A 25,934-nucleotide genomic window follows, 5' to 3' on the forward strand; every position below is an offset into this window, starting at 1 on the left:
GTTCGGCGGTACCGGTCATGTGACGGCGCTCCGAGGTCCTCACCCCTCGCTGTCCTTGACGCCTCCCCGCAGGCCCCACTCGTCCAGGCCGGAGTAGATCAACGCGGTGCGGCCCCGCGGAAAGGAGAGAGCCTCGGCTTCCCCCGAGTAGATCGCCACCAGTGAGTCGGCTCCGCGCCACCATGTGTCGGAGATGCCCCTCACTTCGCGCACCGGTTCGTACCCGTCCAGCGCGATGCCGTCGACGTCGTCACCGGTGACCTTGACGATCTGCCCTGCGCACACGGACGCGTGGTGGGTCAGCGCCAGGGACTCCACCCAGCCCTCGACGGTGGCGTGGAGAGGTGCCCACCGACCCGAGTCAATGCCGAACTCACCGGACGGCCCGATCATGAACGAGTAGGGGACTGCGGTCCGCTGCATCCCGGCTTCGAACCACCACCCATCGGCGGACGAGCCTTCGGGTGCGTCCGCTTCGAGGTACCTGGGTCCGCCGTCGTACTGCGGTGAGGGCGGCAGGACGAGTCCACCCCACCGCTCTTCATAGGTCGCCATCCGGTCGATGACCGCCGCCGGGATGCCTCGCTCAAGCCACCACTGCCTGTGCTCCTCAATGGGCCGGATGTCGACCTTGACGCCGTGAGCGCGGACGAACGATCGGGCTCGGCGCGTCAGGCCCTCGGGCACATCGTTGAAGAGGTTGAGATTCACCAGGGCGACGCTACCCATGACCTGAGGAATCGCGCAGCCTGGGCTGACGGATCATCGGGGAGCCGAATCCCGGCTGTCCCGCCTGTGTTCTTCCGGCGCCGACGGCATCGGCGCCGCAACCGACACCAGCTGGCTCACCACCCGTCCTGGCGGCGGCAGATGACCCGCACCTGCCTGAACCGCGTCCGTGCCCCAGCCCGAAACGGCGAGCCCGTCATCCGGCGGATCGACGGCAGAACGGTGCCCTCGCGCAGCTGCTCACCCTAGACAGTCAGGGCCGAGGCGGGCGCGGTATGGAGCGTGCGACGCGGAATCCCACGTCGTCGATCCGGAAGGTCGGATGGCTGCGCCGCCGCACCGACGCCCGGCAGCTCCAGTGCTCGTCGGCCCATCCGCCGCCACGGAGGACTCGATAAGTGCCATATACGTCGGCGTCGTAGACGTCCCAGCACCAATCCCAGGCGTTGCCCAGCATGTCGTACAGGCCCCAGGCGTTGGGCTGCTTGCCGCCCACGGGGTGGATCTGCCCATCCGAGGTGCCCTGATACCAGGCCACCTCATCGAGCCGGCCGTAGCGAGGGCCGGTGGTACCCGCACGACAGGCGTGCTCCCATTCCGCCTCGGTCGGCAGCCGGTACCCGTCCGCGGAGGTGTCCCAGTCGGTCATCTCGGCGCCAGCACGTAGGTGATACGCGGGTGTCAGCCCGTCGCGCCGGGACAACGCGTTGCAGAACTGGACCGCGTCCCACCATGAAACGCCCTCAACGGGCAGCCGATCGCCTCGGGAGCTGCTCGGATGCTCACCAGTGACCCGTGCGTACCAGAACTGGGTGACTGGGAACGCCGCCATGTGGAACGGCTCGACCTCGACCAGCCAGCTGCTCCGCGTCCGCCGGTCCGACAGTGTCACCCGTCCCGGCGGGACGGCAACCATCTCGATGCCTGCCCCCGTGTCCACAACGGACCACCCTACCGGCGTCTTCCCACCGCCCTGGTGCACCTGGGCTGTGTTCCCGACGGGCATGGCTTGGGCGGCCCGGATCCTGCGAATGAGGCATGGGCACTTGTTCGTGCCGGCCGGGTTCGCGGACGGGCGCTCGGGGTCGATGCGGCGGTAGCGTGATCGTCATGACGGCTGAGGGCGAGTCACTGGTCGGCGGGATGGTGAACACGGGGGCGGTCTTCCGCCGCGGTGCCCTGGTCGAACGCCCGGCGCCGCGCAACGCGCTCGCCCTGCATGCCTATCTCCTCGCGCTGAGGGAGAAGGGCTTCGACGCGGCGCCGGCCCCCGTCGGTCTCACCGCCGATGGTCGTGAGCAGCTCACCTTCATCCCTGGCGACGTGGCTCTGCCACCCTTCCCGAACTGGGCGATGACGAAGGCTGCCCTCGAATCGGTGGGGAGCCTGCTGCGGCGCTTGCACGAGACAGGCGCGGCCGTGGCGGTCGACACCCGTGCCGAGTGGCCCCGGGACCTCGCCGATCCGGAGGGGGGAACGATGCTGTGCCACAACGACGTGTGCCTGGAAAACGTCGTCTTCCGAGGCGGCTGTGCCGTTGCCCTGATCGATTTCGACTTGGCAGCTCCGGGCCGCCCTCTCTGGGACATCGCCATGACCGCCCGCTATTGGGTGCCCATGCTCGATCCCGGATCAGCGACTGTCCTCTATCCCTTCGGGCTGGATGCGCCCGCACGGCTGCGGATCCTTGCCGACAGCTACGGCCTTCCGGCGGGGGAGCGCGCTGCGTTGCCTGGCGTCATCGAGCAGGCCGCGGAGGTCTGCCGGGCCTTCGTCGCCCGGCGCGTGAACGACGGTGACCCGGTCTATCGCCAGGCGTTGGCCGAGCGCGGTGGGTGGGACCGCTGGGACCGTATGCAGACGTGGCTGGCTGACCACCGCAAGACGTTCACGGCTGCCTTGCTGAAGTGACTGGACGTCTCCCCGACGAGCTCGGCTCGTTCCAGACCGCTCACAACCGGCTGATCAGGTGGGCCGTCGACGGCACCCGGGAGATGATCCTCGCCGCCGTCCTGACCGCGCGTATTCCTCACGTGGCACCCGCAGTCACCTGCGGCGTCGGGGCATCCGTGCGGTCATCCCACGGCCGTCCGACCCGGCTGGCCACCGCCTGCGGCGAGGGCGACTCGGTGGCCGTCCGCCCGGCTTCAACAGCGAGGCGTACAAGCGGCGGAACACCGTCGAGCGGTGCATCAACCGCCTCAAGCAGCGGCGCGGCCGGGCCACACGAACCGATAAGCTCGCGATCGCCTACCAGGCCGCACTCCACCTCGCCGGCATCCTCATCTGGGCCCGACGCCGGCCAAACAGACAGAACCCAGGTGCGAAGCTGTGCGTCATGGCGTCTTCGACAGTCCGGATCTGATGCCGGCGAGCAGCTCAGGTAGCCCGGCACCGCAGGCCCCGCACGGGCCGGTGCTACTCGGTGTCGGTGAGGGTGACGATGAAGACGTTGGTGACGCGGTCGGCCCAGCGCTGGCACTCGAGGTTCTCGGGCAGGTTGGAGTCGGAGACTTCGATCCACCTGTCGTTCAGGACGAAGTGGACCGAGCCGACTGCCACGTAAGCTCCGGTGGACTCATCCCGGACGAACAGCGCGGTGGTCACCGGCTGCCCGGACGGGTCCATCTTTCCGATGAGGCTGACGTGTGATCCGCTGGTTGAGGAGGGGATGGTGACGCTGCCGACCAGGAAGGAATCGGCCTTGAGGCTGTGGCGACCGGGTGGGGCGCCGGTGGCGTCGGCAAAGCCGATCATGATTCCGAGAGTGGCGGAGTCCGCGACCAGGAAACGGGTCGGCCTGCCGATGTCGGTGATGTCCGGGCTGTCGGCCGTCAGCTCCGAACGCTCGCCGGATTCCCCTTCGTAGTTCCAGAAGAAGACCTTCGCCCTCTTTCCGATCCGCACGGAGGCGAACTTGTCGGTCAGGGCATCGGGAAACAGGTTCTCATCAGTGCCTTGCGGATAGGTGTGAGCAGTCCCCGTGTAGTTCGGCTGGGTGTAGAACTCCACCTCGGAGTCGAGCATCGCGACGCCTTCCTGATCGGGCCCGGACCGGTCGGGCCAACATCAGGCGCTCTACCCGCCACCGCATCACCGTCAACGACATTGACCCGAACGAGCGACGGGTACGAACGTTCAGGTCGGCCGGCGTCAACGGCTCGATCCGGTCCCACATCGCATCAGTGATCACTGACCGGGCAGGCCTGTCCGATCAGCTGACAACCCAGCAACTCAGGAGCGTCCGGTGCCGGGTCCCGGGACAATGATCGGCATGACGTCTCTCCACTCCAACCCGCTTTTCACTCGGCTCGACGGTGCCGAACGGATTCTCGTCGCGGGCGCGGGCGGCGGCTTCGACATCTACTCCGGCCTGCCGTTGGCTCTTTCGCTCCTGCATCAAGGCAAGCAGGTGTATCTCGCGAACCTCTCCTTCAGCGCGCTCGAGGGTCTTCCGATCGATGACTGGGTCGCCCCCGACCTGGCCGCTGTCACTCCCGACTCCGCTCCCCACCAGAGCTACTTCCCCGAGCGCACCCTCGCTCAGTGGCTGCACCAGCACGGCTACCCGTTCACCGTCTACGCTTTTCCACAGACAGGGGTACGTCCGCTGCGCGCCGCCTACCGAGCACTGGTCGACCTGCACCGTGTCGACGCCGTCGTGCTGGTCGACGGCGGTACGGACATCCTGATGCGCGGTGACGAAGCCGGGCTCGGCACTCCGGAGGAGGACCTGGCCAGCGTGGCGGCGCTGGCCGCGCTGGACGGTGTACCGACCCGCCTCGTCGTCTCGGTCGGCTTCGGGGTGGACGCGTATCACGGCGTGAACCATGTACAGGTGTTGGAGAACATCGCAGCGCTGGAGCGCGACGGCGCGTACCTCGGTGCTTTCTCGATACCGCGTGCCACCCGTGAGGGCGCCCTCTACCTCGACGCGGTGACGCACGCTCAGCATCACACCCCGGAGCACCCCAGCATCGTGAACGGTTCAATCGCGGCAGCCGTGCGCGGCTCGTTCGGCGATGTCCGGTTCACTGACCGCACCCGAGGCAGCGAGCTGTTCGTGAACCCGTTGATGTCCCTGTACTTCGCCTTCGACCTCCCGGGCCTGGCAGCGCGCTGCCTGTACCTGGACCGGATCGAGGACACGCATCTGATGCGCCAAGTCCATGCGCGGATCGCCGAGTTCCGCGATTCCGTAGTGACTCGCCCGCCCCGCCGCTTCCCGCACTGATCACCAGTCCGACGGTGCGCCGCCCGGTGCCGATACGCACCGGAGCAGGGTCCTGCCGGTGTGCTCACCCCGTCCCTGCGGCCGACGACGCGGACGCCGCCGGCCATGTGCAGCGGCTCTGCTGCCTGCCGCACCCGGCAGGTGGTCCTCAACGGCGCGCGCAGGTGGCAGGACCGTGCGGCCAGCTACAGCCGAGCGTGCACGCCGACCAGTGATCGACCGGACAGTTCCTAGCCGGGCGGCGCCGTGAGGGCCACGTTGTCGCCGCCCGTCACGGCGAAGGTGGCGGACGCGCCCGCCGCCACCGTGGCGGTGTGGACGACGGCGCCGGCCGGTGTCTTCTCCGTCAGGGTGAGGGTCTTGTTCGTCAGGTTCGTGACCGCGAACTGGGCGGCCCCGGCCTGCACCCCGTCGTCCTGCTCGGTGATGCCCGGCAGGAACAGGAAGGTCTGCAGCGTCACCAGGTTGCCCGCGGCGTCCTTCTGCACGATCAGCACGTCACCGGTGGCCGCTGCCGCCGGTGCCGCCGTACCCGCCACACCGGCCGCCCCTGCCAGCAGTGCCACGGCGGCCGCGGCCACGAGGCGGCGTCTTCCGGTTCTCTCTCTCATGCTTCTTCCCCTCCATGGGACCGGGCCCGCCCGAACGGGGCGGGAGTGCCGCCAGAGCCTCGCGGTGCGGCCCCCGCCGCCGGAAGAGGCACAAGGGGGCGCACGAGCGCACGCCCGCCCCGACCCGCTTACCGCAGGCTCGCGCCTGCCCGGGGACCGGCGCGGGGCGCGGGCGGTCATCAGCAGCCGTGCCAGGTGCTCGCGGGTGGCGGCCGGCAGGCACGGGACCGGGGGAGGCGTCCACGTCCGTGCCCCTCGTACTCCCAGCACAGCCGGCCGTGTGGCCCTACGTTCCGGCGCGCGGACGAATACCTGCGCAGGATCCAGCTGGAGAGCATGGCCATCGCCTTCGCCGCAGTCCTCGTGGGGCTGCAGGTGGCCACTCTGCTCGACGCCGCAGGCATCATCCGGCTCCATCAGCTCGCGCAAGTCATCCTCCTTGGCGGCGTGGCCGTCTGGATGACGATCGCCGACCTGCGTACCCGACTGAACCGGTGACGGCACATCATGAAGAACCGACTTCGCGAACTGCGGGCAGCCCGCCGGTGGAGCCAGGCCGACCTGGCCGACCGGTGCCAAGTCTCCCGGCAGGCCATCAACGCCATCGAGACCGAGCGGCACGATCCCAGCCTGCCTCTGGCGTTCACGATCGCCGACGTCTTCGGCCTGACCATCGAGGAGATCTTCCGTCCCGACCGGACGGAGACACCGGGCGACCCGGCCTGACGGTGGGTGATTCCGCCGACGGGGGTCGTATGTCCGCAGGGCGGCGGGCAACGGGCTGGTGTGTCAGACGCACCCGCTCCACCCCCCGCGAGAGGGCCACCAGGTGGAGTCCATACGCGCCTGAGTACGCGTACTCAGACGACCGGCGCTCCTTCACTCTGCCGGCGCGTGCTCACCGGGCCCATGATCGGGAGCTCCTGCACCGAAAGGGGTTCCGATGGGCCTGGTCCCGCTCCAGCTTCGCACCGCGACGCCGGACGACCTTGAGTGGATCTTCGAGTTGCGTCACCGGGTGTACGCGGAGGAGCTCGGGCAGCACGCGGTGGACCCGGCGGGGCGCCTTCGTGACGGGCTCGACGGGGACAACGTCCATCTCGTCGCGGCCAGGGGGGCCGACCGCGTCGGCTTCGTGAGCGTCACCCCGCCGTGGCTGGGACGGTACGCGCTGGACAAGTACCTGACCCGTGACGAGCTGCCCCTCCTGGACGAGCACGACCTGTTCGAGGTGCGGGTCCTCACCGTCGAACCGCGCTGGCGGGCCACGCTGGCGGCCCCGCTCCTGATGCACGCGGCGCTCCGCTGGATCGCCTCCCGGGGCGGCCGCGAGGTCGTGGTGATGGGCCGCAGCGACCTGCTGGGCATGTACCGGGCCGTCGGCCTGCGCCCGGCCGGCCGTACCGTCCGCAGCGGGGCCGTGTCGTTCGAGGTCCTGACCGGTCGCGTGACGGAGCTGGCGCGGCATGCCATGAGCCGGTACGGCGCCACGCTGGAGCGCCTGCGGTCCGTGGTGGACTGGCGGCTCGACATGACGTTCGCGCCCCGGGCGGACGGCTGCGAGCACGGCGGTGCCTCGTTCGCCGCCGTCGGCACGGATTTCCGCACCCTGCACCGGCGCCGCCGGGTGGTGGCCGCCGATGTGCTGGACGCCTGGTTCCCACCGGCCCCCGGGGTGCGGGCGGCGCTCGCGGAGGACCCGGCCTGGATGGCCCGGACCTCGCCGCCCGCCGGTGCCGAGGGCCTGCTGTCGGAGATCGCCTCGGCGCGGGCACTGCCCGTGGAGACGCTCGCGGCCGGCGCCGGTTCGTCCGACTTGATCTTCAGAGCGTTCGGACGCCGGCTGACTCCGCGGAGCAGGGTGCTGCTCACCGATCCCTGCTACGGCGAGTACGCCCACGTGACAGAGACGGTGATCGGCTGCCGGGTGGACCGGTTCCGGCTGCGCCGTGAGGAGGGCTGGCGCATCGATCCGGACCGGCTGTCCGCCGCCGTCGGGTCCGGCCGGTACGACCTCGTGGTCCTGGTCAATCCGAACAACCCCACGGGAGTCCATCTCCGCGCCGCGGAGCTGCGTGCGGTGATCGAGGCCGCGCCCAGCCGCACCCGATGGTGGATCGACGAGGCGTACCTGGGATACGCGGGTCCGGGCGAGTCGCTCGCCGGCCTGGCCGCCACCAGTGAGCGCGTGGTCGTCTGCACCTCACTGTCCAAGATGTACGCGCTGTCGGGCATGCGTGCCGCCTATCTGGTGGCCGGTGCGGACGTGGCGGCCGGGATACGCCGGTGGACGCCGCCCTGGCCGGTCGGTCTCCCCGCCCAGTTGGCAGCCGTGGCCGCCCTGCGCGACCCGGCGTACTACGAGGACTGCTGGGCACGGACCCATGTGCTGCGCGGTGAGCTCGCCGCCGCCCTGGCCCAGCTCGATCCGGAGGTGGAGGTCGAGGAGGCCGTGGCCAACTTCCTCACCCTCGTGCTACCGCCGGGCGGCCCCAGTGCCGCGCGCCTGGTGGCCGAGTGCCGCCGCCACGACGTCCACCTGCGGGACCTGTCGCCGCTGTCGCCGCTGTACGAGGGGCGTGCCGTGCGCATCGCGGTGAAGGACGCCGCCGAGAACGCGCGGATCGTCGCCGCGTGCCGGGCCGCCCTGTCGGTCCTGCGGCCGGGCGCGACGGTCCTGCGGCCGGGCCCCGCCGTGCGCGGGATCGTGCCGGGGAGCGTGGGCGCCCCATGACGACGGTGCCCGCTCTGGTCCCCTTCCTCGGGGGCACGCTGCTGCTGAGCGGTGTCGCGGTGCTGGCGTCCCGGCGTCGCGAACTGCTGACGCGGTGGTGTGCGTGGGCGATCGGCGTGCCCCTGGTGACCGCGGCGTTCTGGTGGGGACGCCCGGGCACCGCTGCGGTCGCCCTCGTCGTCGGGGTGGTGACGGTGCTGGAGTACGGCGTGCTGGCACGGCTGGAGCGGTCCGACCGTGTGGCGCTGGCCGCCGGGGTGGTGGGCGTGGTGCTGGCGGCCTGGCTGGCACCGGGGCAGGCGCTGCGGGTGCTCGGCGTCGCGGCGCTCGCGCTGGCCGTGGGGCCGCTGCTGTCCGGCGACACGGAACACGGCGGGCGACGCCTGGGCGCCGGGCTGCTCGGGCTCGCCTGGCTGAGTGTGCCGGCCGCACTCGTGCGCCTGGGGGCGGCCGGGCTGGCGCTGTTCGCGGCGGTGTCGGTCGCCGACGTCGTGGCGTACTTCGCCGGCCGCAGGATCGGCGGACCCCGGCTGTCCGTCCTGTCACCGGCCAAGCGGTGGAGCGGGACCCTGGCCGGAGCCGCCGCCGGACTGGCCGTACTCACCGTGCTGTCCGCCCTGACCTGGCCGATGGCGGCCGCGGTGGCGGTCGGTGGCCCGCTCGGCGACCTCCTCGAATCCATGATCAAGAGAGGTGCGCGGGTGAAGGACTCGGGCCGGTGGCTCGCCGGGTCCGGAGGTCTGCTGGACCGTGTCGACTCGCTGCTCATGGCACTGGCCGTCGTGCTGGTCCTGGGCTGAGCCGCCGGCCGCCGCACGCGGTGGTGGGCCGCGCCCTGCCGAACCGGCTGCGGTGATCCGGCCGAGCGACGGCACGCGCCCTGTGGACGCCTGCAACCGGCCTTCTCGTGCCGCGGGTCGCGCGTCGCGCAACGGTGAGCCCCCCGTGCCGCAGGAGCACTCCCGAAGGTGGTGTAGGCGTCCCCTGGGGGTGACGACGCTCGCGGGCGGTGCCAGGTCGAGGTCCCGGCTGGTGAACTCGAGGCAGTGAGGTGGGTGTTCAGCCGTGCCTCATGACCTGCAACGGTGACCGACCGCAACGGTGTGGTCACGAACGGCGAAGGGACGACGATGGGCACTGCTCGAACGGCAGCCACCGGTGACGAGGACTCCGCTCCTTCGATCCGCACGGTCGCCGGCACCGGCGCTGCGGCGTTCTCCGGGGACAACGGGCCGGCGGTCTCCGGTCAGTTGAACCGTCCGTACGGGATGGCGGTGGACAGCACCGGCACGCTCTACGTCTGCGACTACACCAACCACCGGGTACGCAGAATCACGACCGACGGGAGGATCAGCACGGTCGCCGGTACGGGCACCGCCGGGTTCAGCGGGGACAACGGCCCGGCCGTCTCTGCCCAGTTGAGCTGGCCGCGTGAGGTCGCGGTGGACGGCGCGGACGCCGTCTACATCGCCGACGCGGGCAACCACCGGGTACGGAGGATCACCAAGGACGGGAAGATCAGCACCGTCGCCGGCACGGGCACCGCGGGATTCGGCGGGGATGGCGGGCCCGCCACCGCCGCCCGGTTGAACGGTCCGTTCGGAGTGGCGGTGGACAGCGCCGGCACCCTGTACATCTCCGACTACAGCAACCACCGGGTCCGCAAGGTCACCGGCGACGGGACCATCAGCACGATCACCGGGAACGGGACCGCAGCATTCAAGGGAGACGGTGGTCCAGCGGCGTCGGCCCAGCTGAACGGCCCGCACGCCGTGGCCACCGGCAGCGCGGGCGACCTCTACATCGTCGACTACGGCAACCACCGGGTCCGCAGGGTGGCCGCCGACGGGACGATCAGCACGGTCGCCGGGACCGGCGCCGCGGGCTACGGCGGCGACGGCGGTCCGGCGGCCTCGGCCATGCTGAAGTCTCCGGTGGGGGCGGTGGTGGACAGCGCCGGCACCCTCTACATCGCCGACTACGGCAACCACCGCGTCCGGAAGGTGGCGGCCGACGGGACGATCAGCACGGTCGCCGGCACCGGCGCCGCGGGCTACGGCGGCGACGACGGCCCGGCCGCTTCGGCCCAGCTGAACAGCCCCATCGCGCTGGCCGTGGACTGCGTCGACACCCTCTACATCGCCGACTTCGTCAACAACCGGGTCCGCAGGGTCGCCTCGGCGAAGCTGGCCGGGCTACCCGAGTCGGGTGCGGTGGTCTCGTGGGCCAACGTCCGCAGCAGGCTGCGGATGGGGGTCGCGCGTGAGTCCGCCAGGGATGGCGTGGAGATCCACCAGCTGCTCGCCGTCCCGAGGGACCACCAGCGCTGGCGGCTGGTCCCTGCGGGCCAGGACAACGGCGACGTGCTGTACCGGATCGAGAACGTGCGCAGCGGAAAGGTCCTGGAGGTCGTCGGAGCGCAGGAGAGGCCGGGGGCGGTCGTCGCGCAACGTGTCTACGAGGGCCCTGACGCACGTCATCAGCAGTGGAGGCTGATCCCCGTGGGCTCGGCGAACGGCAGTCCGCCGGTGTACGAGATCGCGAACGGGCACAGCGGCCTGCTCCTGCGCGTCGACACCAACGCCCCCGCGGCGATCACGCAGGACGGGGCGGACGGCGACCATCACGGCCGGCAGTGGCAGCTGCTTCCCGGGTGACGCGCGCCGAGGGGCCGGGGCACTCGCCTCCGTCCCCTCGGCAGCTGTGCCCGGCGGACGTGCCCTATGCGGGCCCGGGGTCCTCGGCAGTCGATGTGCGTGTCGCGGGTGTCCTGGGAGGCTCGGGTTCCTCCGCAGTCGGCTTGGTCGCCGAGGGGGGCTCCGGTGCCTTGGGGGGCTTGGTGAAGTCGCTTTTCTTCGGCTTGTGCTCCAGGTCCTCGTCCTTCTGGAGGTCACTGCGCTGCGTCACCGTCGCGCTCGACTCCCGCATCCCGGAGGAGGCCGCCTGCGACACCGAGCCGGGATCCTGGGCGTACTGGGCCTGTGCGTCGGCCGATGCCTGGGTGGTCCGGACGAAGGAGCCGAGGAAGCCCAGGATGGCCCGCGCTTCGGGCGACTGCTCCTGCACGATCTTCGCGCGGGAGGTGGCGCCGTGGATGGAGTGGTTGAACAGGCTCGTGCTTGTGTCCTCGTACGTGTCGTCGTCGGCGTCCTCGAAGTCGACGCCGGCACCCGGCTGCGGCTTGTCGCCGTCGGTGGTCACGGAGAAGAGTCCCGCGCTCCTGCCTGCGGAGCCGAAGATGTTGTCGAACACCATGGTCGTCATCCCTGGTCGTCGTCATGGCGGCGCCGGCAGCCGGTCACGGCTGCTTGTACAGCGCCCGTGGGCTGTAGGTCAGGCTCTCGCCGTCGAACATCGTGTGGTGGACCTCGAGGGCGGAGACGACCTCGGCCAGTCCCTTCATCCGGAAGTCGCCGCCGCCCGGCAGGTCGATGTCACCGATGTCCCGGGCGACCACCCGGTCGTCGGCGAGGGTCCCCGGTTGCGGCGGAGACAGGACGGCCACCGGTACGTCGTACCGCACCGCGATCAGACCGGAGAACGTCACCGGGATCTCGTAGAGGTACTGCTTGCGGGTACGCCGCTGCGTCACGACGGTCTCCACGCGGGAGCCCGGCGGGACCTGGCCCGAGATCTGCGACTTCGAGGCCCAGCTCGTGGTCAGCGAGCCGCCGACCGAACCCGAGATGCCCAGCAGCAACGAGGCGTTGAGCGACGCGGCACCGGTGGCGCTGCCCGTCGTCGTGAACCCCACGGAGTTGGTCACCGTGTTCGTCGAGGAACTGCCCGCCGAGTTCGTCGTCGCCGTCTCGGTGGCGTTGGCGTTGTCCACCCCGACGCTGTCCTTGCTGTTCTTGTTCGTCACGGTGGTCACGTTCTTGTTGGCCATGTCGTTCCGCGCCTGCGTCCCGAGCTGCGACTGCAGGTCCAGCCGGAGCTGGTTCTGCAACTGCAACTGCAGCTGCGCGCTGACGCTGCCGCCGAAGGTGAGCTTGGCCTCGCCGTGGAGCGACCACGTGATCCCGTTCGACACGGTGAAATCGACCGAGTCGGTGAAGGTCATGGTGGACGTCTGGCTGCGGTTGACGTAGGAACGCGAGGAGAACGTGTCGGGCGGCGGCTGGCCGACATCGCCCCGTTCCTCGATCAGCGGTTCCCCGAGGTTCATGTACGCGAGCCAGCCCAACTCGAACGCGGAGCCGGGAAAGGTGCCGAAGCTCGACTTGTTCACGGAGAACCCGACGGGCTTGTGTCGCACTCCGCTGTTGTCGACGTAGACCAGTCCGGGGTGGTTCAGAATGGACTGCCAGGTCTGCTCGATGTCGAGTTCCCGCAGATTCTTCTTCGTCAACGGCCGGCGCTTGGACCGTTCCAGGATGTACGCGGTGGAAGGCATTCCCCGTCCTCGACTGATGCTCGTCAAACAGTGCCAGGTGAAACGGAAACCACAATGCGGCGCTATCCGGAAATTCGAAGCTAACACGCGTTCCGTAATCGGGGAAGAGCGTCTCCGTGTATCACGCTCAATCGGGTGAAGAAGGGTTCTCATTCGCTCAACTCCCTGAATGGGACGCTACTTTGAGGAACTGCTGCTCACTCGGTCTCACTCGGTCCGCAATTCCGGATACTTGTGTCGGGGAAAGGGGGGATCGGGCCTTTCGGTGATCCTGTGAGCCAGTGATCCCGCAATTGCGCGCGCCAGGTGCGGCGCCGAACGTCCGAGGCATTCTTCTCCGCGCATTCATGACAGGTGAGGTTTCGCGATGTACACCCAAGAACGCACGACGATGACGAATCTGGTGGTCGGCGGCCCGGTCGCGGTGAACAGCTACGACAACGCGATCGTCGCCGCGCTGGTCGAGAATCGGCCGGTCATGCTCGTGCACGCCTTCAACGGCGGCTATCTGAGGCCGGTCGAACTGGCGGAGGCGAACCACGACAAGGGAGTGAAGCTGGCCACCGCGCTCGACTCGGCCACGAAGGAGGCCAAGGGCCACCTCTGGTACGTGACCCCTGCAGGCTTCTTCGGGCAGCGACCGCTGTACGTCATCGAGAGCGCCGCCGGCCAGGTGTCGCCGAAGCCCGTCACCGCGGGCGCGGCCGACGCCGGCCGCGGTGACGACGGTGCGCCGAAGCCGCAGCGCAGGCGCATCACCGTCCACCAGGAGGCCCCCAAGAGCACGGCAGACACCGTCCAGGTCGGCCTGCCCGACAAGGTCGGCGACAAGTGGCGCGGAAAGAACGGGGCGCCCGAGGACACCCAGCTCTGGGTCGTGACCGTGACCCCGTGGGGCGGGATCACGTTCGTGCCGATCACCCATCCCGACGCCATCCTCGGCTTCAAGGACCACGCGGTGACGGCCGACAGTGAAGTACGCGTCACCTACAACTGGGGCGGTGACTTCACCGGAACGGTCATCAACACGTTCTATCCGCGGCTGCCCAACGAGTGGGACGTCCCCTACCACCACGTCTTCACCTGAGCGCCCCCGGCGCAGTGACCCACCCGTCCCGAGCCACCGCCCGCACCGCCTGGAAGAGGCAGCCCGATGCACGTGCCCACGGAAGAACTGAAGCTGGAGATCGTCAACGCCGCCACCGGGAAACCCCTCGTCGCCAGGAGCGCCCCGGGCGCGGACGGGCCAGTCGTCGTCCGGGAAGCGCCGGGCGGCGGCCCGGGCCCGCAGCAGTGGCAGCTCGCCCCGGTGCAGGCCGCGCAGGGACAGCAGGCCTATGTGATCCGCGCCGCGGGCAGCGGCAAGGTGCTCGACAACCCCGCCGCCGCCGACCGCGGTGTCCGCCAGGGGAATGCCACAACCGGCAAGAGGGGCCAGCAGTGGTGCATCATCCCCGTCCAGGGCGAGGCGGGCCTGTACTTCATCGAGACCGTGACCGACGCCGCCGTCCTCGACCTCGCCGACCCCGGCCAGGACGACACCCTGGTCGTCCTGCGCGAGTACGACGAGAACGCGGAGAGCCAGCGGTGGCGCTTCGTGACCGCCGCACCCGAGCGCACCAGCGACCCCGCGCTGCGCTGGTCACCCCTCAGTCACTGGAACGGCCGCCGGTCCTGGAGACTGGCCCGCTCGACCGCGCTGCGCCCGGCAGCCGGGGCGACGCCCTCCTTCAGCGACCTGCTGCTCGTGCTCACGCGGTTCGGCGGCGACCAGGACGCCGGCGGCTGGAACGGCGACGGTCCCAGCCCTTCTCCCAGCGGGCAGCCGGGCTGGTGGGCCGGGCTCGGTGCGCGCCTGCTCGCCGACACCACGGGTTCGGGACGGGCGGACGTCGTAGGCCTCAAACCCGGGAAGGGGGCCGTGACGTCGTCCGGCGTGGGCGACGGCACGTTCGCCGACGAGGAGCGCGTCCTGCACCCGTCCGCGCCCTCCTCGGCCCCCGCGGACTTGTGGACGCTCACGGACATGACGGGCGACGGCAGGCCGGATGTCGTCGTGCTCGCCGCCGACGGTGTCCGGGTGTCCGTCCAGGACGGGCGCGGGGCGTTCGCGCCCGCAGGGGGCAAGCTGGTGCTCCGGGCGTTCGGGCACAGCGCGCAAGCCGGCGGGTGGGTCGCCGGCAAGCACCCCCGGTTCCTCGTCGACACCACCGGTGACGGGCGCCTCGACATCGTCGGCTGTCACGACGACGGCGTCCGGCTGTCGTTGCAGGACCAGGAAGGCACGTTCGCGCCGACCGCCGACGAGCCGGTCCTCCGGGCGTTCGGCCACGGCGAGAAGGCGGGCGGGTGGCGCACCGGCAAGCATCCCCGGTTCCTCGTGGACACCACCGGTGACGGACGGGTCGACATCGTCGGCTGTCACGACGACGGCGTCTGGGTGTCACTCCAGGACGAGGACGGCACCTTCCCCGAACCCCTGTACGTCCTCGACGACTTCGGAGCCGACCAGGGATGGAGTTCTGTCGCGGAGCACCCCCGGTTCCTGGTGGCTACCACCGCTGGCGGGGCGGCGGACGTCGTCGGGTTCGGCCGGCAGGGAGTGGTCGTCTCCCGCGGGCGCGGCGACGGAACGTTCGAGCCCTCCAAGCTCCTCCTGAACGACTTCGGACGCGCCCAGGGATGGACGGGCGGCAAGCACCTTCGGTTCCTGGCCGACGTCACCGGCGACGGCATCCCGGACATCGTCGGCTTCGGTGACGACGGGGTCTGGGTGGCGCACAACCGCGGTGACGGCACGTTCCGGCAGGCCCAGCTGGTGTGCCGCGGCTTCGGACACGACGACGACGCCGGCGCCTGGAGGGTCGACCGACACCCCCGCTTCCTCGCCGACGTCACGGGCGACGGACGACCGGACATCGTCGGCTTCGGCGGCCCGGGGGTGTACGTGGCGCGTAACCTCCACCGCCGGTTCCGGACCCGATAGCGCGGTGACCGGCGCGCCATCCCGGTCAGGTGTCGCTGTCGCCGGCCGGGCGGTCCGTGAGCTTCCGCAGCAGGGCCAGGAGGGCCGCCCGCTCCGGGTCCGTCAGCGTGTCGAAGCACTGCGCGAGCGTGGAGTCCGCCACCTCGTTCCCCGCGCGGAGCACCTGTCTGCCCGCGGTCGTGAGGTGGTGTTCGATGCGTCGGCCATGGCCCTTGCGCCGGTCCACCAGGCCCTGTGCGACCAGCCGTCCCGCGAGGGTGCCGAACGCCTGCTCGCTCTGGAAGGTCGTCGCGGCCAGTTCCCGTGCGCTGGCCCCCGGCGCGGCGTCGATCGCGCGCAGGGCGTCCCACTGGGCCAGGGTGCTGCCGACGGCCGCGAGGCGAGTGTCGAGGGAGCGGTGCTGCCGGTACTGGGCGGCCTTCACGGCCTTGCCGAGGGTCTGCAGGTCAACAGCCATGCCGGCAGGCTACCACAGTGACTAACCTTGTTTAATTAAGCATCCTTAGTTACGGTCGCGGCATGACTTCCGACCTCACGCTCACCGTGTCCGGACCGGCTGCCGGCCGTCCCGTCCTCGTCCTGCACGGTGGCGGCGGGCCTGCCACCGTCGCCACCGTCGCCGATCACGTCGCCGCGACCGGTCACACCCTGCTGCCCACCCACCCGGGCTGGAACGGCACCCCGCGCCCCGATGACGTCACCCGCGTGGCCGACCTCGCCGCCGGATACCTCCGTCTCCTTCGCGCACGGCGACTGTCCGACGTGCTGGTCGTGGGGTCCTCGCTCGGCGGCTGGATCGGTGCGGAGATGGCGGCCGCCGACACCGAGGGGCTGATCGGCGGCCTCGCGCTGATGAACGCGGTCGGCATCGAGGTCGAGGAGGAACCGGCGCGTGACTTCTTCGCACTCGACGCCCGGGGTGTCGCCGCGTACGCCTACTATGACTCGGAGCGCTTCTACGTCGCTCCGGAGACGCTGCCCGCCGAGCGGCGTGCGGCGATGGCGGCCAACATGGCGGCCCTCCGCCTCTTCTCCGGCGGCCCCGCGATGGCGGACCCCACCCTGCGGGCGCGGCTCGCCCAGGTCGGCGTACCGACACTCGTGCTCTGGGGAGAGGCCGACCGCATCGTCACCCCGGCCTACGGGCGGGCGTACGCCGCCGCCTTCGGCAACGCCCGCTTCGTGACGGTGCCGCGGGCCGGACACCTGCCCCACCTGGAACAGCCGGAGCACACGTTCGCCCTGCTGGACTCCTTCGCCGACGAAACCCACGCCGCACGGCGAGGCTGAAGGAGCACGGCGCCGACCAGGAGCGTCGCCCTCGCGGGGCGATCGCCTCGAGCGACGGCCGCGAGTTCGCGGGCGGCGCGCGAAGTCCCTCCGACGGGCGATCGCGGCGCCTCTCGGGCGGGGAATCATCCGTATGAAGGCGCCACACGGCATTCGAACGACAACGGTGGGAACTCGCACTCCATGACGAAGTCCAACGACGAAACGCGCACGCCCCACGCATCCGGATCCCAGCCGAGCGTCCGCCCCGGTTCCGACGAACCGCAGACGATCACGGCGCCGACACCCCCCGTCGCCTGGAACAGCGGCCCTCCGGACGACACCGACCTGGCCGACGAGGAGGACCAGCCGGAACGGTCCCATACGGACGAAGCACCGGGGACGACGCCTCAGGGCGAGTGAGCCGCACCCGCTCACGCCGACGCGCCGGCAGGCCCCCCGGAGAACCGGCGGGACGGCGCCCCACCGCCGGGCCCCGAGGCCCCCGCTCGAGAGCGGGGGCCTCTCTTCTGGGGTTCAGCTGCGGACGGTCACGGTGACGGGCTGGGTGGTGCTCAGGGCGGGGGTGGTGAGCGTGGCGGTGTGGGTGGCGGAGTCGTAGGAGGCGGTGACCACCGTGCCGTTGACGGTGACCGAGCCGGGGGCCGCGTTCTGGCCGTGCAGGCGGACGGTCCAGGTCCGGGTGGCGAGGGCGCCGGTGTAGGTGCCGGAACGCGCGGCGATGGTGAGGGTGCGGGAGGCGTCGGCCCAGGCGATCCTCGTGGTGGCGGACTGACCGCTCTGGTAGGCGGTGTCGGTGCCGTCGTCCTCGTAGAGGGTGAGACTGCCGCTGGTGCCGGGGGCGACGTCGAGCGCCACCTTGGTGAGCGGGTTCTGGACGTCGTTGGTGACGTTGCCGGCCCGGGTGGCGAGGATGCCGCCGGACCTGAGGAACACGGGCATGGTGTCCAGGGTGGTGGCGACGTCCGCGGAGGTGCCGCCCTGGTAGGTGGCGCCGGTGAAGTAGTCGGTCCAGGTGTTGCCGGGCGGGAACGTCACGTGCGTGGTGGTGCTGGTGCCCGGACCGGTGACGGGGGCGACCAGGACGTCGGGACCGTACAGGTACTCGCTGCCCGCCGAGCCGTAGGCGTCCTGCCACTCCGGGTACTGCAGATACAGCGGCCGTACGACGGGGACGCCGGTGGTCTGGGCCTGCCGGGCGAGGGTGTAGGTGTAGGGGACGAGGTTCTCGCGCAGGTTGAGGAACTTCTCGGCCGAGGCCTTGGCGGCGCTGCCGTACTGCCAGGGCAGCCGGTCGCTGTGGTTGCCGTGCAGGCGGTCGATGGGCTGGAAGGTGCCCAGCTGCACCCAGCGGGCGTAGAGGTCGTCGGCTGCCTTCGTGGAGCCGGCTTCCGCACCCGTGGCCTGGGTGCCGTCGTTGTTGAAGCCGCCGATGTCGTGGCTGACGGCGGACAGCCCCGTCGAGGCGGACTCGCCCGGGGTGTAGCCGACCTCCATGGCCAGCGTCGCCCAGGTGGACGTGGTGTCGCCGGTGAAGTGGACGGTGGTGCGCTTGTCGGCCCACGGCCCGGTGGGCAGCCCGGCCTGGCCGCTGTAGCCGCCCGCCTGCAGGGAGCCGTAGGCGCGGGAGAAGGCGAAGCCGCGGCCGACGGTCTTGTCGGCGTCGGAGGCGTACTGCTGGTTGATCCACGCGTCGGGAGTCACGCCCGGCAGCGAGGACCGTGAGTTGTCGCAGCACCAGTCCAGCCACCAGAAGTCGGCGCCCTGCTGCTCCATGCTCTGGTGCAGGTCCAGATAGGCCTTCAGCTGCGCCGGGTCGCCCCAGTCGAAGGTGTAGTGGCCGCCGTCGGCGGTGAGCTTGTTGTTCGCGGTGGCCTGGGCGGCGGCGTACTGCGGGTCGGCGCTGTCGATGCTCGGGTGGATGTTGAAGGTGTTGTGCAGGCCCTGCGCCGCCGACCAGTCCAGGAACCCCTCGAAGTCGGGGAACTTGGTGGTGTCCGGCTCCCAGCCGTTCCAGGTATTCCTGGCCTTGAAGTCGGTGTCGGTGACCAGGACGTCCAGCGGTACGCCGTCGGAGCGGAAGCGCGGCAGGATCGTGTTCTGGTAACTCGCCGCGGTGCGGTCGTAGTACTCCGAGTACCACACGCCGTACGCCCAGCGCGGCAGCAGCTGTGAGGCCCCGGTCAGCTGCGCCAGGTCGCCCAGCGCGCCGCCGTAGTCGTGGCCGTACCCGAAGACGTAGCCGTCCTGGTAGGGCGCGCCGCCGTGCCCGGGCCGCTGGCTGACGGTCTTGCTGCCGGGGGTCCACACTGCCGAGAGCGTGTCGTCCAGCAGGCTCCAGCCGTCCTGGTACAGCAGGCCGGGCGTGGTCACCGCCGAGCCGTTGACGCCGTCCAGGCCGCGGCGGTATCCGCCCAGCGGCGCGTGCGGCGACAGCACGGGCGAGCCGGTGGTGGTGACGGCCGTGGTGTCGAGGTTGACGTGGCAGCTCGTGGCGTCGGGGCAGGTGACGGCCACATCGCTGGAGCCGGCCGGCAGGGTGACGGGGACGACGGCTGTCCGCCAGTTGTCCCAGCCGCTCGTCACCGGCAGCGTGGCGGTGGTGGTGGAGCCGCCCGCGAAGATGCCGATCGTGCGCGGGACGGCCTTGCCGTCGCCGCCCGTCGCGTTGGCATAGCGCAGTTGCAGGGTGTACGACCCGGCCTTCGGGACTCCGGTGACGTGCAGCGTGTCGCTCGCCCCGGCCCGCTCCAGGCCGGCGACGAACCCCTGGCCCGCGTAGCCGTTGTGGTCCACGGCGAGGGCGGCGCCTCCGGCCGGCGTGCCGGTCTCGGCGTCGCACACGGTGCCGTACGCGCAGTCCTGCGCGGCCGTGGCGGCGGTGGGGAAGGCCGCGCCGGGAGGGACGAGGGCGAGGCTGTCCGCGTTGACGTTGCCCGAGTCGGCGCCGGTGCGGGCGAGCGTGAGGGTGTGGGAGCCGGCCGTCAGGCTCACCGCGGCGGTGGCGACCGTCCAGGTGTTCCAGTCGGCGGTGGTCGGCAGGCTGATCCGCTGGGGGGCACCGCCGTCCGCGGACAGGCTCAGCGTACGGGTGGTGGCCTGGCCGTCGCCGCCGGTGCTGTTGGCATAGCGCAGGTCGAACTGGTAGGTGCCGTCGGCCGGTACCGTCACCGCCGTGCTGAGCGTGCTTCCGGTGGCGGTGAAGCCGGCGGCGAAACCGGTGCCGGTGTAGCCGCTGTGATCACTGGCCGTGGCCACACCGGCCAGCGTCTGCTGCTCCGCCTCGCAGCGTGCCGAGAAGGCGCACGTGGCCGTGGGCTGCCAGGGGGCTGCGGTGACGCTCTGCCCGCCCGCCGTGAGCGCCACGGACAGGTTCTGTCCGGTGAACGGTCCCGATCCCACCTTGTAGGACAGGGTCACCTTGGACGTGGTGATGCGCAGCCAGCCGCCGGCGGTGGAGGTCGTGAAGGAGGTCGAGGGGAAGCCGTCGCGTCCGCTGACGTTGAACGTCCCGGCGTCCAGGAAGCGGGAGTCCCCGGCGTACTCGGTGCGGATCAGCGTGGGTGAGAGGACCTCGAACCGGGCCTGTCCGGAAACCACCGCCTGGCTCGCGGCCGGGACCGGCGCGGCCGGTGCCGCGTGCGCGGCGACGGGTGCGGCCAGGGCGCTCGCCAGCAGGACCGCTGCGGCGCACAGCGCGTGCCGGGCCGGGGTCGTGCGGGCGGGCGACAACGATGTCCTGGCACGTGACAACGATGTTCTGGCACGTGATAACGATGTCCTGCGGTGTCTCATACCCGTCTCCTCGAGGTGGGGGCTGGGGTGGGACGAGGCGGGCGGGCGCGCGTGGCCGTGCGGTTGGGGTGTGCGCGGCCCACCGGGGGGCTCGGGTGCCTGCGTGCTTGGTGCTGCACGGTAGGTTCCCACCGGCCGCGGCGTGGCGAGCCGGTGGGAAACAGCCATTCGCGAAACGGGACCGGCCCGCGGGATCAGGAGGCCGGCGGGCGATGACTTTCCGGCGGGTGCGCGGTCTACCCGTCGACGAAGGGAGCGCACCATGCGCGAGATCACCGTTTGCACGTTCCTGACGCTGGACGGCGTCATGCAGGCCCCGGGCGGCCCGGACGAGGATGCCGAGAGCGGCTTCCAGCACGGCGGCTGGCAGAAGAGGGCGTCCGACGACGAGGTCGGCACGGCCATCGCCGGATGGTACGAGCACTCCGACGCGATGCTGCTCGGCCGCAAGACGTACGAGATCTTCGCGTCCTACTGGCCGACCGCCGATCCCGGCAACCCGTTCACCAGCCGGATGAACACCATGCACAAGTACGTGGCGTCCCGGACCCTGTCGTCCGTCGAGTGGCAGAACTCCACGCTGCTGGAGGGCGACGTCGTCGACGCCGTACGTCGGCTGAAGGAATCCGACGGCGGCAGGATCAACGTCGTCGGCAGCGGCGACCTCGCCCAGACCCTCATGAAGCACGGCCTCGTCGACGAGTACCGGCTCACCGTCCATCCGGTGATCATCGGCACCGGCAAGCGGCTGTTCGCCGACGGCGCGATCCCCACCGCTCTGGAGCCGGTCAGCGTCTCGACGACGAAGGGCGGCACCATGGTCGGCGTCTACCGGCCCAGCGGCACGCCCACCTACGACAGCTACTGACGCCGACGGGCATGGACAGCCGGCCTGCGTCGGCCGGGTGGCGAATCGGCGGGTGCCAACGGGCCCGGGTTGAGCTAACGCTCCGTTCACGCCCGCCCGTGCGACGCGTCCGGCGTCCCGGAGGTGCCGGAGGTGCCGGAGGCGTGCGTGAACTGCCTTATGTGGGAGGCGAGTTCTCCAGGCTTGTCCAAGGGGATGAGGGTGTAGCTGTCGTCCACCTCGACGAGCCGGGCCTGGGGAAGGAGTTCGACGAGGCGTCGTCCGTGCTCGGGCGGCATCACCCGGTCCTCGCTCGCCCAGACCACGAGGGTGGGGTGGGTGAAGTCCCGCAGGTGCTCGGCGGCCGAGAGCAGGAAGCGGGTGTCGGCCGCCGCCGCCCGCAGCATCCGTACGGTGTCGCGGCGGACCCGGGCCTGCCGCATGACCGGTCTCGTCCACCGGGCGGTGACGGCGTCACCCCGTTTGGTCAACCAGCCGAACGCGATCGGTAGCCGGCGCAGGGCACGCACCCGCATCTGCTGCATGAACAGCCCGAACAACGACGGCGGAAGCCTCCCGGCGAGGACGAGCGCCTTCCCGGTCAGCCCGGGCGGGAAGTTGTCGAACGCGTCGCAGGAAACGAGCACCGCACGCCCGATCCGGGTGGTGCCGTCACACATGAGGAGCTGCAGGAGCGCCCCACCGGTGTCGTTGCCCACCACTGTGGCGCCCTGGAGGTCGAGGCGGTCGAGGAACTCCGCCACCAGACGCGCGACCGCGGCCATCGACAGGTCGGCGTCGGGGCGAACGGGGAGTCGATGTGCCCCGAGCGGCAACGTCGGTACGAGGCACCGGTGATCCGTGGCCAGGTCGGCGACCGTCGCATCCCACAGCGTGGCGTCCGCCATGAGCCCGTGCAGCAGCACCAGGACCGGGCCGTCGCCACCCGTGTCCTCGTACTCGATCGTTCCTGCGGTCAGTTCGATTCGCTTCATGGATGTTCCCTCGACACATAGGCGGATCGCGCCGTCGCACCACGGGGGATCACGGCATCGGCGTCAACGGTCTCCGTCCGCCCCGTGGGTGCTTGTATCTGAGAGCGGTCGCGGCCCTGGAACGTGACATCCGCCGGGGGCGGTCTCCGGTGGCGTGGCGGAGGAAGTCGCCCCGCCCTCGGCGGCGGTCACCGTCCAGCCGTGTCAAGGCCGCTGCCGGTCGACAGGCCTGGCTCGGTCAGCTTGCTCCTCGATGTGGCCGAGCTGGGCGGCGAGGATCTCTTCGAACGCGGCGCGGCGCTCCACCCCGAGGGGGCGGACGTCGCGGGCGAAGTGGGCCAGGGCTGGGAAGCGTTCGGGGTCGGCGCCCAGAACCGCCACGCGGAACAGCTCCATGCCCTGTTCGTACTCTCCGGGGGTGACGGCGCTGATCCCGGCCTCGGAGGCGATCAACGCGGCGATGAGGACCGCGATCCGGTGGTAGCGCACCGGGATCTCCTCGTCGGGCAGCCCCGACGCGCGCAGGGCCTGCAACACCTCTTCCATGACCAGCCGGGAACCGGTGCCGCTCGACGCGTGGCGTCCCCAGACCGCGGCGAGCTCGGGCTGTTGACCGAACGCCTCCCGGACACGCAGGGCCAAAGAGGTGATGCGCTGCTTCCAGTCGCCCGCGGGCCGGTAGCCGTGCATCGCGGCCAGGAGAACACGGTCGGCGACCGCGCGCAGCAGCTCGGTCTTGCTGCGGAAGTGCCGGTAGAGGCTGGAGGAATCAGTCCCCAGGACCGCGGCCAGCCTGCGCACGCTGAACGAGTCGGCGTCGCTCGTGCGCAGCAGTTCCGCCGCCGCGTCCAGGATCTCTTCGGTTGACCAACGCCGTCGACCTGCCATCGTGCTCCTTCCGCCAACTCTCAGCCTAACGTATGCACTTGGCGTTGCACGCACCGCGTGCATAATGAGGACATGAGCGCACCGGACAGGTCGGCACAGCACGCTTGCCCTGTCGTCCGGGCCGCGACGGACGCGGAGCTCACCAGGGGCACACGAGAGGAGCTGTACGTGAAAGGTTCACTGGACCACGCGATACTGAACGCCGCCCTCGAGAACGTCCACCGCGCCGGAATGCCGGGCCTGTTCGCCGAGGTGCGGGACGCGGACCAGGTCTGGCGCGGCGCCGCGGGGGTCGCCGACGTCGTCACCGGTCGCCCGGTCACCGCCGGGATGCGGCACCGGGTCGGCAGCATCACCAAGACCTTCACCGCCGCAGCGGTCCTGCAACAGGTCGAGAGTGGTCGGATCGGTCTCGACACACCGATCGGCCGGTACCTTCCCGAGCTGGTTCCCGGGGCACGCGGTGACGTGATCACGGTCCGCATGCTGATCAATCACACCAGTGGTCTCGCCGAGTACTTCCCGTACGCCTATCCGTCCCTCAAGGCGTTCCCCGCCCTCGCGGAGACGGGACCCGAGAGCCTGGACGACCACCGGCTCACGCGGTTCGACCCCGCCGAACTGATCGGAATGGGAGTCACCGCACCTGCCGTCGGCACTCCGGGCGGTGTTCCGGGGGTGTACTCCAACACCAACTACCTGCTCCTCGCCGCACTCCTGGAACGGGTGACCGGCACCACGGCCGAGCGCTGCATCACCCGGAACGTCATCGAGCGCGCCGGGCTCCGTGACACCGCGTTCCCCGACGGACCCTACGTCGACGGGCCGCACTCGCGGCTCTACGAGGCGTGGTTCGGGATGATCGACCCGCCGCGCGACTACAGCGTCTACGACATGTCCTGGGTGGGACCGTCGGCCTCGCTGACATCGACCGTCGCGGACCTCAACCGGTTCTTCGGCAAGCTGCTGGCGGGGGACATCGTCACTCCCTCCTCGCTGGCGCAGATGCAACACACCGTCCCGGTCGTCTCCCAGGAGGGAAAGACGATCGCCTACGGCCTCGGCCTGCACCCGATGGACAGTCCCGGTGAGGCCACCACCTTCTGGGGCCATGGCGGATCGGTGTGGGGTGGGGGAGCGCTGGCCATGACCCGTATGGACGGCAAGCGGCAGATGGCCGTCGCGGTGAACTTCCAGAGGTGGAACAGACTCGACCCCTCCGGCACACCGCAGCCCCACCCCATCGACGACGCACTCGCGGCTCTGTACCGCGTGGCGATGTACGGCTGACCGGGACACCGGCTGAACCTGCCGGCGGCTGACGGCGTGGACAGTCACGGGCAGGCGGGCTGTGGGGACGGTCGTGTCGCCGGCCTCCGGGACGCGGTCAGCGGTTGATCGCAGGCGAGAAACCCGGCGACGTCGGCGACCATCCCCGGGATACTGGTCGCCCATGGATGAGGTCACAGTCGTCGTCGCCCATTCCGAGCGCGCGACCCTGCGCGTCGGCGACGTGTTCTTGAAGGTGGACGGCGATCAGGCGCGCATCGATGCGGAGGTCGAGGCGATGGCCCTGGCGCCGGTCCCGACTCCGGAGGTCCTGTGGCACAAACCGTCCGTGCTCGCGCTGGCCGCACTCCCGGGGACGACGCTTGGGCGCCTCGGCGGACCGTCGACCGGGTCGCCGGCGGCGTGGGCCGCGGCGGGCGCCGCCATCCGGAAGCTGCACGACGCGCCATTGCCTGCCCGGTCGGGCCGGGCCGGGCGGAGCATCGTCGCGCTGGCGGCGGAACTCGACGACGAGTGCGAGTCGCTCGTGACGAACGGCGTCCTGCCCGCCGGCCTGGTCACCCGCAACCGCCAGGTCGCCGAGGCCGCGCTCCGGCCGTGGACTCCGGCGTTCACCCACGGCGACCTGCAGATCGATCACGTCTTCGTCGACGGCGACGAGGTCACGGGCATCATCGACTGGTCCGAGGCGGGCCAGGGTGACGCCCTGTACGACCTCGCCACCTTCACGCTCGGACACGAGGAACGCCTCGACGACGTCATCTCCGGCTACGGCACCGACATCGACCTCGACGTGATCCACGCGTGGTGGTCGCTGCGAAGCCTGCTGATAGTGCGCTGGCTGACCGAGCACGGCTTCGACCCGTTCGCGCCGGGCTGTGAGGTCGACGTGCTGAAATCCCGGATGTGAGGCTGCGCCGGCCCGGCCTGACCGGCACCTTCTTCCCGTAGGCGGCCGCACTCGGTTCCGGAGCCACCGCCACTGCTCGCTGCGGCGCCCGACGATGCCGCCTGCGAGGACACCCACCACGGTGGCGGCAACACCACCGTGGTGGATTCCAAGAGCGCTTAGGGGGCAGCGACGTCACGTCTCCTCACGGCTGTGTGCCACCGTGGCTGGGAGCGATGGATGACACATC

Annotated in this window: 24 protein-coding genes and 1 pseudogene; 15 read left to right on the plus strand and 10 right to left on the minus strand. The window is 70.7% G+C overall.

From position 1 onward, the window contains the following. Positions 1-39: 39 nt before the first annotated feature. Both ACZ6CZ_RS29900 and ACZ6CZ_RS29905 read right to left on the minus strand, forming a co-directional pair. Positions 40-729 (minus strand): hypothetical protein, encoded by a 690-nt coding sequence (locus tag ACZ6CZ_RS29900; RefSeq protein WP_469027389.1) that lies wholly within the window; start codon positions 727-729, stop codon positions 40-42. A 253-nt stretch (positions 730-982) separates the two neighbouring features. After that, a complete protein-coding gene (locus ACZ6CZ_RS29905) occupies positions 983-1,645 on the minus strand; it encodes a formylglycine-generating enzyme family protein (RefSeq protein WP_469027520.1) in 663 nt (220 codons plus the stop codon). 194 nt (positions 1,646-1,839) lie between these two features. On the opposite strand from ACZ6CZ_RS29905, the gene ACZ6CZ_RS29910 reads away from it, so the two are divergent. Both ACZ6CZ_RS29910 and ACZ6CZ_RS29915 read left to right on the plus strand, forming a co-directional pair. Next, on the plus strand, positions 1,840-2,640 hold the full coding sequence (locus tag ACZ6CZ_RS29910; protein WP_469027391.1) for a phosphotransferase: 801 nt from the start codon (positions 1,840-1,842) through the stop codon (positions 2,638-2,640). An 88-nt stretch (positions 2,641-2,728) separates the two neighbouring features. Beyond that, positions 2,729-3,094 (plus strand): annotated as a pseudogene (locus ACZ6CZ_RS29915) (transposase); the annotation flags it as partial. A gap of 53 nt (positions 3,095-3,147) precedes the next feature. On the opposite strand, the gene ACZ6CZ_RS29920 reads toward ACZ6CZ_RS29915, so the two are convergent. Then, positions 3,148-3,756, minus strand: a complete 609-nt coding sequence (locus ACZ6CZ_RS29920; protein ID WP_469027394.1) for a beta/gamma crystallin domain-containing protein — start codon at positions 3,754-3,756, stop codon at positions 3,148-3,150. Positions 3,757-4,003: 247 nt separating this feature from the next. Here ACZ6CZ_RS29920 and ACZ6CZ_RS29925 point away from each other — a divergent pair, with 247 nt between their 5' ends. Next, positions 4,004-4,963, plus strand: a complete 960-nt coding sequence (locus tag ACZ6CZ_RS29925; protein ID WP_469027396.1) for a DUF1152 domain-containing protein — start codon at positions 4,004-4,006, stop codon at positions 4,961-4,963. A gap of 230 nt (positions 4,964-5,193) precedes the next feature. On the opposite strand, the gene ACZ6CZ_RS29930 is transcribed toward ACZ6CZ_RS29925, so the two are convergent. Then, the gene (locus tag ACZ6CZ_RS29930; protein ID WP_469027398.1) at positions 5,194-5,574 is read right to left on the minus strand and encodes a hypothetical protein; all 381 of its coding nucleotides are present in this window, start codon (positions 5,572-5,574) and stop codon (positions 5,194-5,196) included. 336 nt (positions 5,575-5,910) lie between these two features. On the opposite strand from ACZ6CZ_RS29930, the gene ACZ6CZ_RS29935 reads away from it, so the two are divergent. The 5 genes from ACZ6CZ_RS29935 to ACZ6CZ_RS29955 all read left to right on the plus strand — a co-directional run bounded on the left by ACZ6CZ_RS29935 (position 5,911) and on the right by ACZ6CZ_RS29955 (position 10,965). Then, positions 5,911-6,072, plus strand: coding sequence for a hypothetical protein (locus ACZ6CZ_RS29935; protein ID WP_469027401.1), 162 nt, complete (start codon positions 5,911-5,913; stop codon positions 6,070-6,072). Between the two features lie 9 nt (positions 6,073-6,081). After that, entirely contained in the window at positions 6,082-6,300 is a 219-nt protein-coding gene (locus ACZ6CZ_RS29940) for a helix-turn-helix transcriptional regulator (protein WP_469027402.1), read from the plus strand. A gap of 217 nt (positions 6,301-6,517) precedes the next feature. Beyond that, a complete protein-coding gene (locus tag ACZ6CZ_RS29945; RefSeq protein WP_469027404.1) occupies positions 6,518-8,308 on the plus strand; it encodes an aminotransferase class I/II-fold pyridoxal phosphate-dependent enzyme in 1,791 nt (596 codons plus the stop codon). Next, on the plus strand, positions 8,305-9,108 hold the full coding sequence (locus ACZ6CZ_RS29950) for a phosphatidate cytidylyltransferase (RefSeq protein WP_469027407.1): 804 nt from the start codon (positions 8,305-8,307) through the stop codon (positions 9,106-9,108). Before ACZ6CZ_RS29945 ends, ACZ6CZ_RS29950 begins: the two co-directional genes overlap by 4 nt. A 330-nt stretch (positions 9,109-9,438) precedes the next feature. After that, complete coding sequence (locus tag ACZ6CZ_RS29955) at positions 9,439-10,965, plus strand: NHL domain-containing protein (RefSeq protein ID WP_469027408.1); 1,527 nt, start codon at positions 9,439-9,441, stop codon at positions 10,963-10,965. A gap of 64 nt (positions 10,966-11,029) precedes the next feature. On the opposite strand, the gene ACZ6CZ_RS29960 is transcribed toward ACZ6CZ_RS29955, so the two are convergent. Together ACZ6CZ_RS29960 and ACZ6CZ_RS29965 are read right to left on the minus strand one after the other, a co-directional pair. After that, positions 11,030-11,563, minus strand: a complete 534-nt coding sequence (locus tag ACZ6CZ_RS29960) for a hypothetical protein (RefSeq protein WP_469027410.1) — start codon at positions 11,561-11,563, stop codon at positions 11,030-11,032. 43 nt (positions 11,564-11,606) lie between these two features. Continuing rightward, positions 11,607-12,704 carry a hypothetical protein gene (locus ACZ6CZ_RS29965; protein ID WP_469027412.1) on the minus strand — a complete coding sequence of 366 codons (1,098 nt, stop codon included), beginning with the start codon at positions 12,702-12,704 and terminating at the stop codon, positions 11,607-11,609. A gap of 367 nt (positions 12,705-13,071) precedes the next feature. On the opposite strand from ACZ6CZ_RS29965, the gene ACZ6CZ_RS29970 reads away from it, so the two are divergent. Then, entirely contained in the window at positions 13,072-13,791 is a 720-nt protein-coding gene (locus tag ACZ6CZ_RS29970) for a hypothetical protein (protein ID WP_469027415.1), read from the plus strand. Between the two features lie 66 nt (positions 13,792-13,857). Continuing rightward, positions 13,858-15,690 (plus strand): FG-GAP-like repeat-containing protein, encoded by a 1,833-nt coding sequence (locus tag ACZ6CZ_RS29975; protein ID WP_469027417.1) that lies wholly within the window; start codon positions 13,858-13,860, stop codon positions 15,688-15,690. 25 nt (positions 15,691-15,715) lie between these two features. Here ACZ6CZ_RS29975 and ACZ6CZ_RS29980 read toward each other — a convergent pair whose 3' ends face one another. Then, positions 15,716-16,147 carry a MarR family winged helix-turn-helix transcriptional regulator gene (locus tag ACZ6CZ_RS29980; RefSeq protein WP_469027420.1) on the minus strand — a complete coding sequence of 144 codons (432 nt, stop codon included), beginning with the start codon at positions 16,145-16,147 and terminating at the stop codon, positions 15,716-15,718. A gap of 62 nt (positions 16,148-16,209) precedes the next feature. Between ACZ6CZ_RS29980 and ACZ6CZ_RS29985 the strand changes: the two genes are divergently transcribed. Next, positions 16,210-16,980, plus strand: a complete 771-nt coding sequence (locus tag ACZ6CZ_RS29985) for an alpha/beta fold hydrolase (protein WP_469027423.1) — start codon at positions 16,210-16,212, stop codon at positions 16,978-16,980. A gap of 183 nt (positions 16,981-17,163) precedes the next feature. Beyond that, positions 17,164-17,382 carry a hypothetical protein gene (locus ACZ6CZ_RS29990; protein WP_469027425.1) on the plus strand — a complete coding sequence of 73 codons (219 nt, stop codon included), beginning with the start codon at positions 17,164-17,166 and terminating at the stop codon, positions 17,380-17,382. A 114-nt stretch (positions 17,383-17,496) separates the two neighbouring features. On the opposite strand, the gene ACZ6CZ_RS29995 is transcribed toward ACZ6CZ_RS29990, so the two are convergent. Next, the gene (locus tag ACZ6CZ_RS29995; RefSeq protein WP_469027522.1) at positions 17,497-20,658 is read right to left on the minus strand and encodes a TIM-barrel domain-containing protein; all 3,162 of its coding nucleotides are present in this window, start codon (positions 20,656-20,658) and stop codon (positions 17,497-17,499) included. A 379-nt stretch (positions 20,659-21,037) separates the two neighbouring features. Between ACZ6CZ_RS29995 and ACZ6CZ_RS30000 the strand changes: the two genes are divergently transcribed. Continuing rightward, on the plus strand, positions 21,038-21,643 hold the full coding sequence (locus ACZ6CZ_RS30000; RefSeq protein WP_469027428.1) for a dihydrofolate reductase family protein: 606 nt from the start codon (positions 21,038-21,040) through the stop codon (positions 21,641-21,643). An 86-nt stretch (positions 21,644-21,729) separates the two neighbouring features. Here the strand turns inward: ACZ6CZ_RS30000 and ACZ6CZ_RS30005 are convergent, their stop codons facing one another. Further along, the gene (locus ACZ6CZ_RS30005) at positions 21,730-22,617 is read right to left on the minus strand and encodes an alpha/beta fold hydrolase (protein ID WP_469027431.1); all 888 of its coding nucleotides are present in this window, start codon (positions 22,615-22,617) and stop codon (positions 21,730-21,732) included. 204 nt (positions 22,618-22,821) lie between these two features. Continuing rightward, positions 22,822-23,505 (minus strand): TetR/AcrR family transcriptional regulator, encoded by a 684-nt coding sequence (locus ACZ6CZ_RS30010; protein ID WP_469027433.1) that lies wholly within the window; start codon positions 23,503-23,505, stop codon positions 22,822-22,824. Between the two features lie 168 nt (positions 23,506-23,673). Between ACZ6CZ_RS30010 and ACZ6CZ_RS30015 the strand changes: the two genes are divergently transcribed. Next, positions 23,674-24,795, plus strand: coding sequence for a serine hydrolase domain-containing protein (locus ACZ6CZ_RS30015; protein ID WP_469027436.1), 1,122 nt, complete (start codon positions 23,674-23,676; stop codon positions 24,793-24,795). Positions 24,796-24,958: 163 nt separating this feature from the next. Further along, positions 24,959-25,705, plus strand: a complete 747-nt coding sequence (locus ACZ6CZ_RS30020) for a phosphotransferase family protein (protein ID WP_469027438.1) — start codon at positions 24,959-24,961, stop codon at positions 25,703-25,705. The last annotated feature ends 229 nt before the right edge of the window (positions 25,706-25,934 follow it).

The organism is Streptomyces sp. NPDC041135, assembly GCF_055592085.1.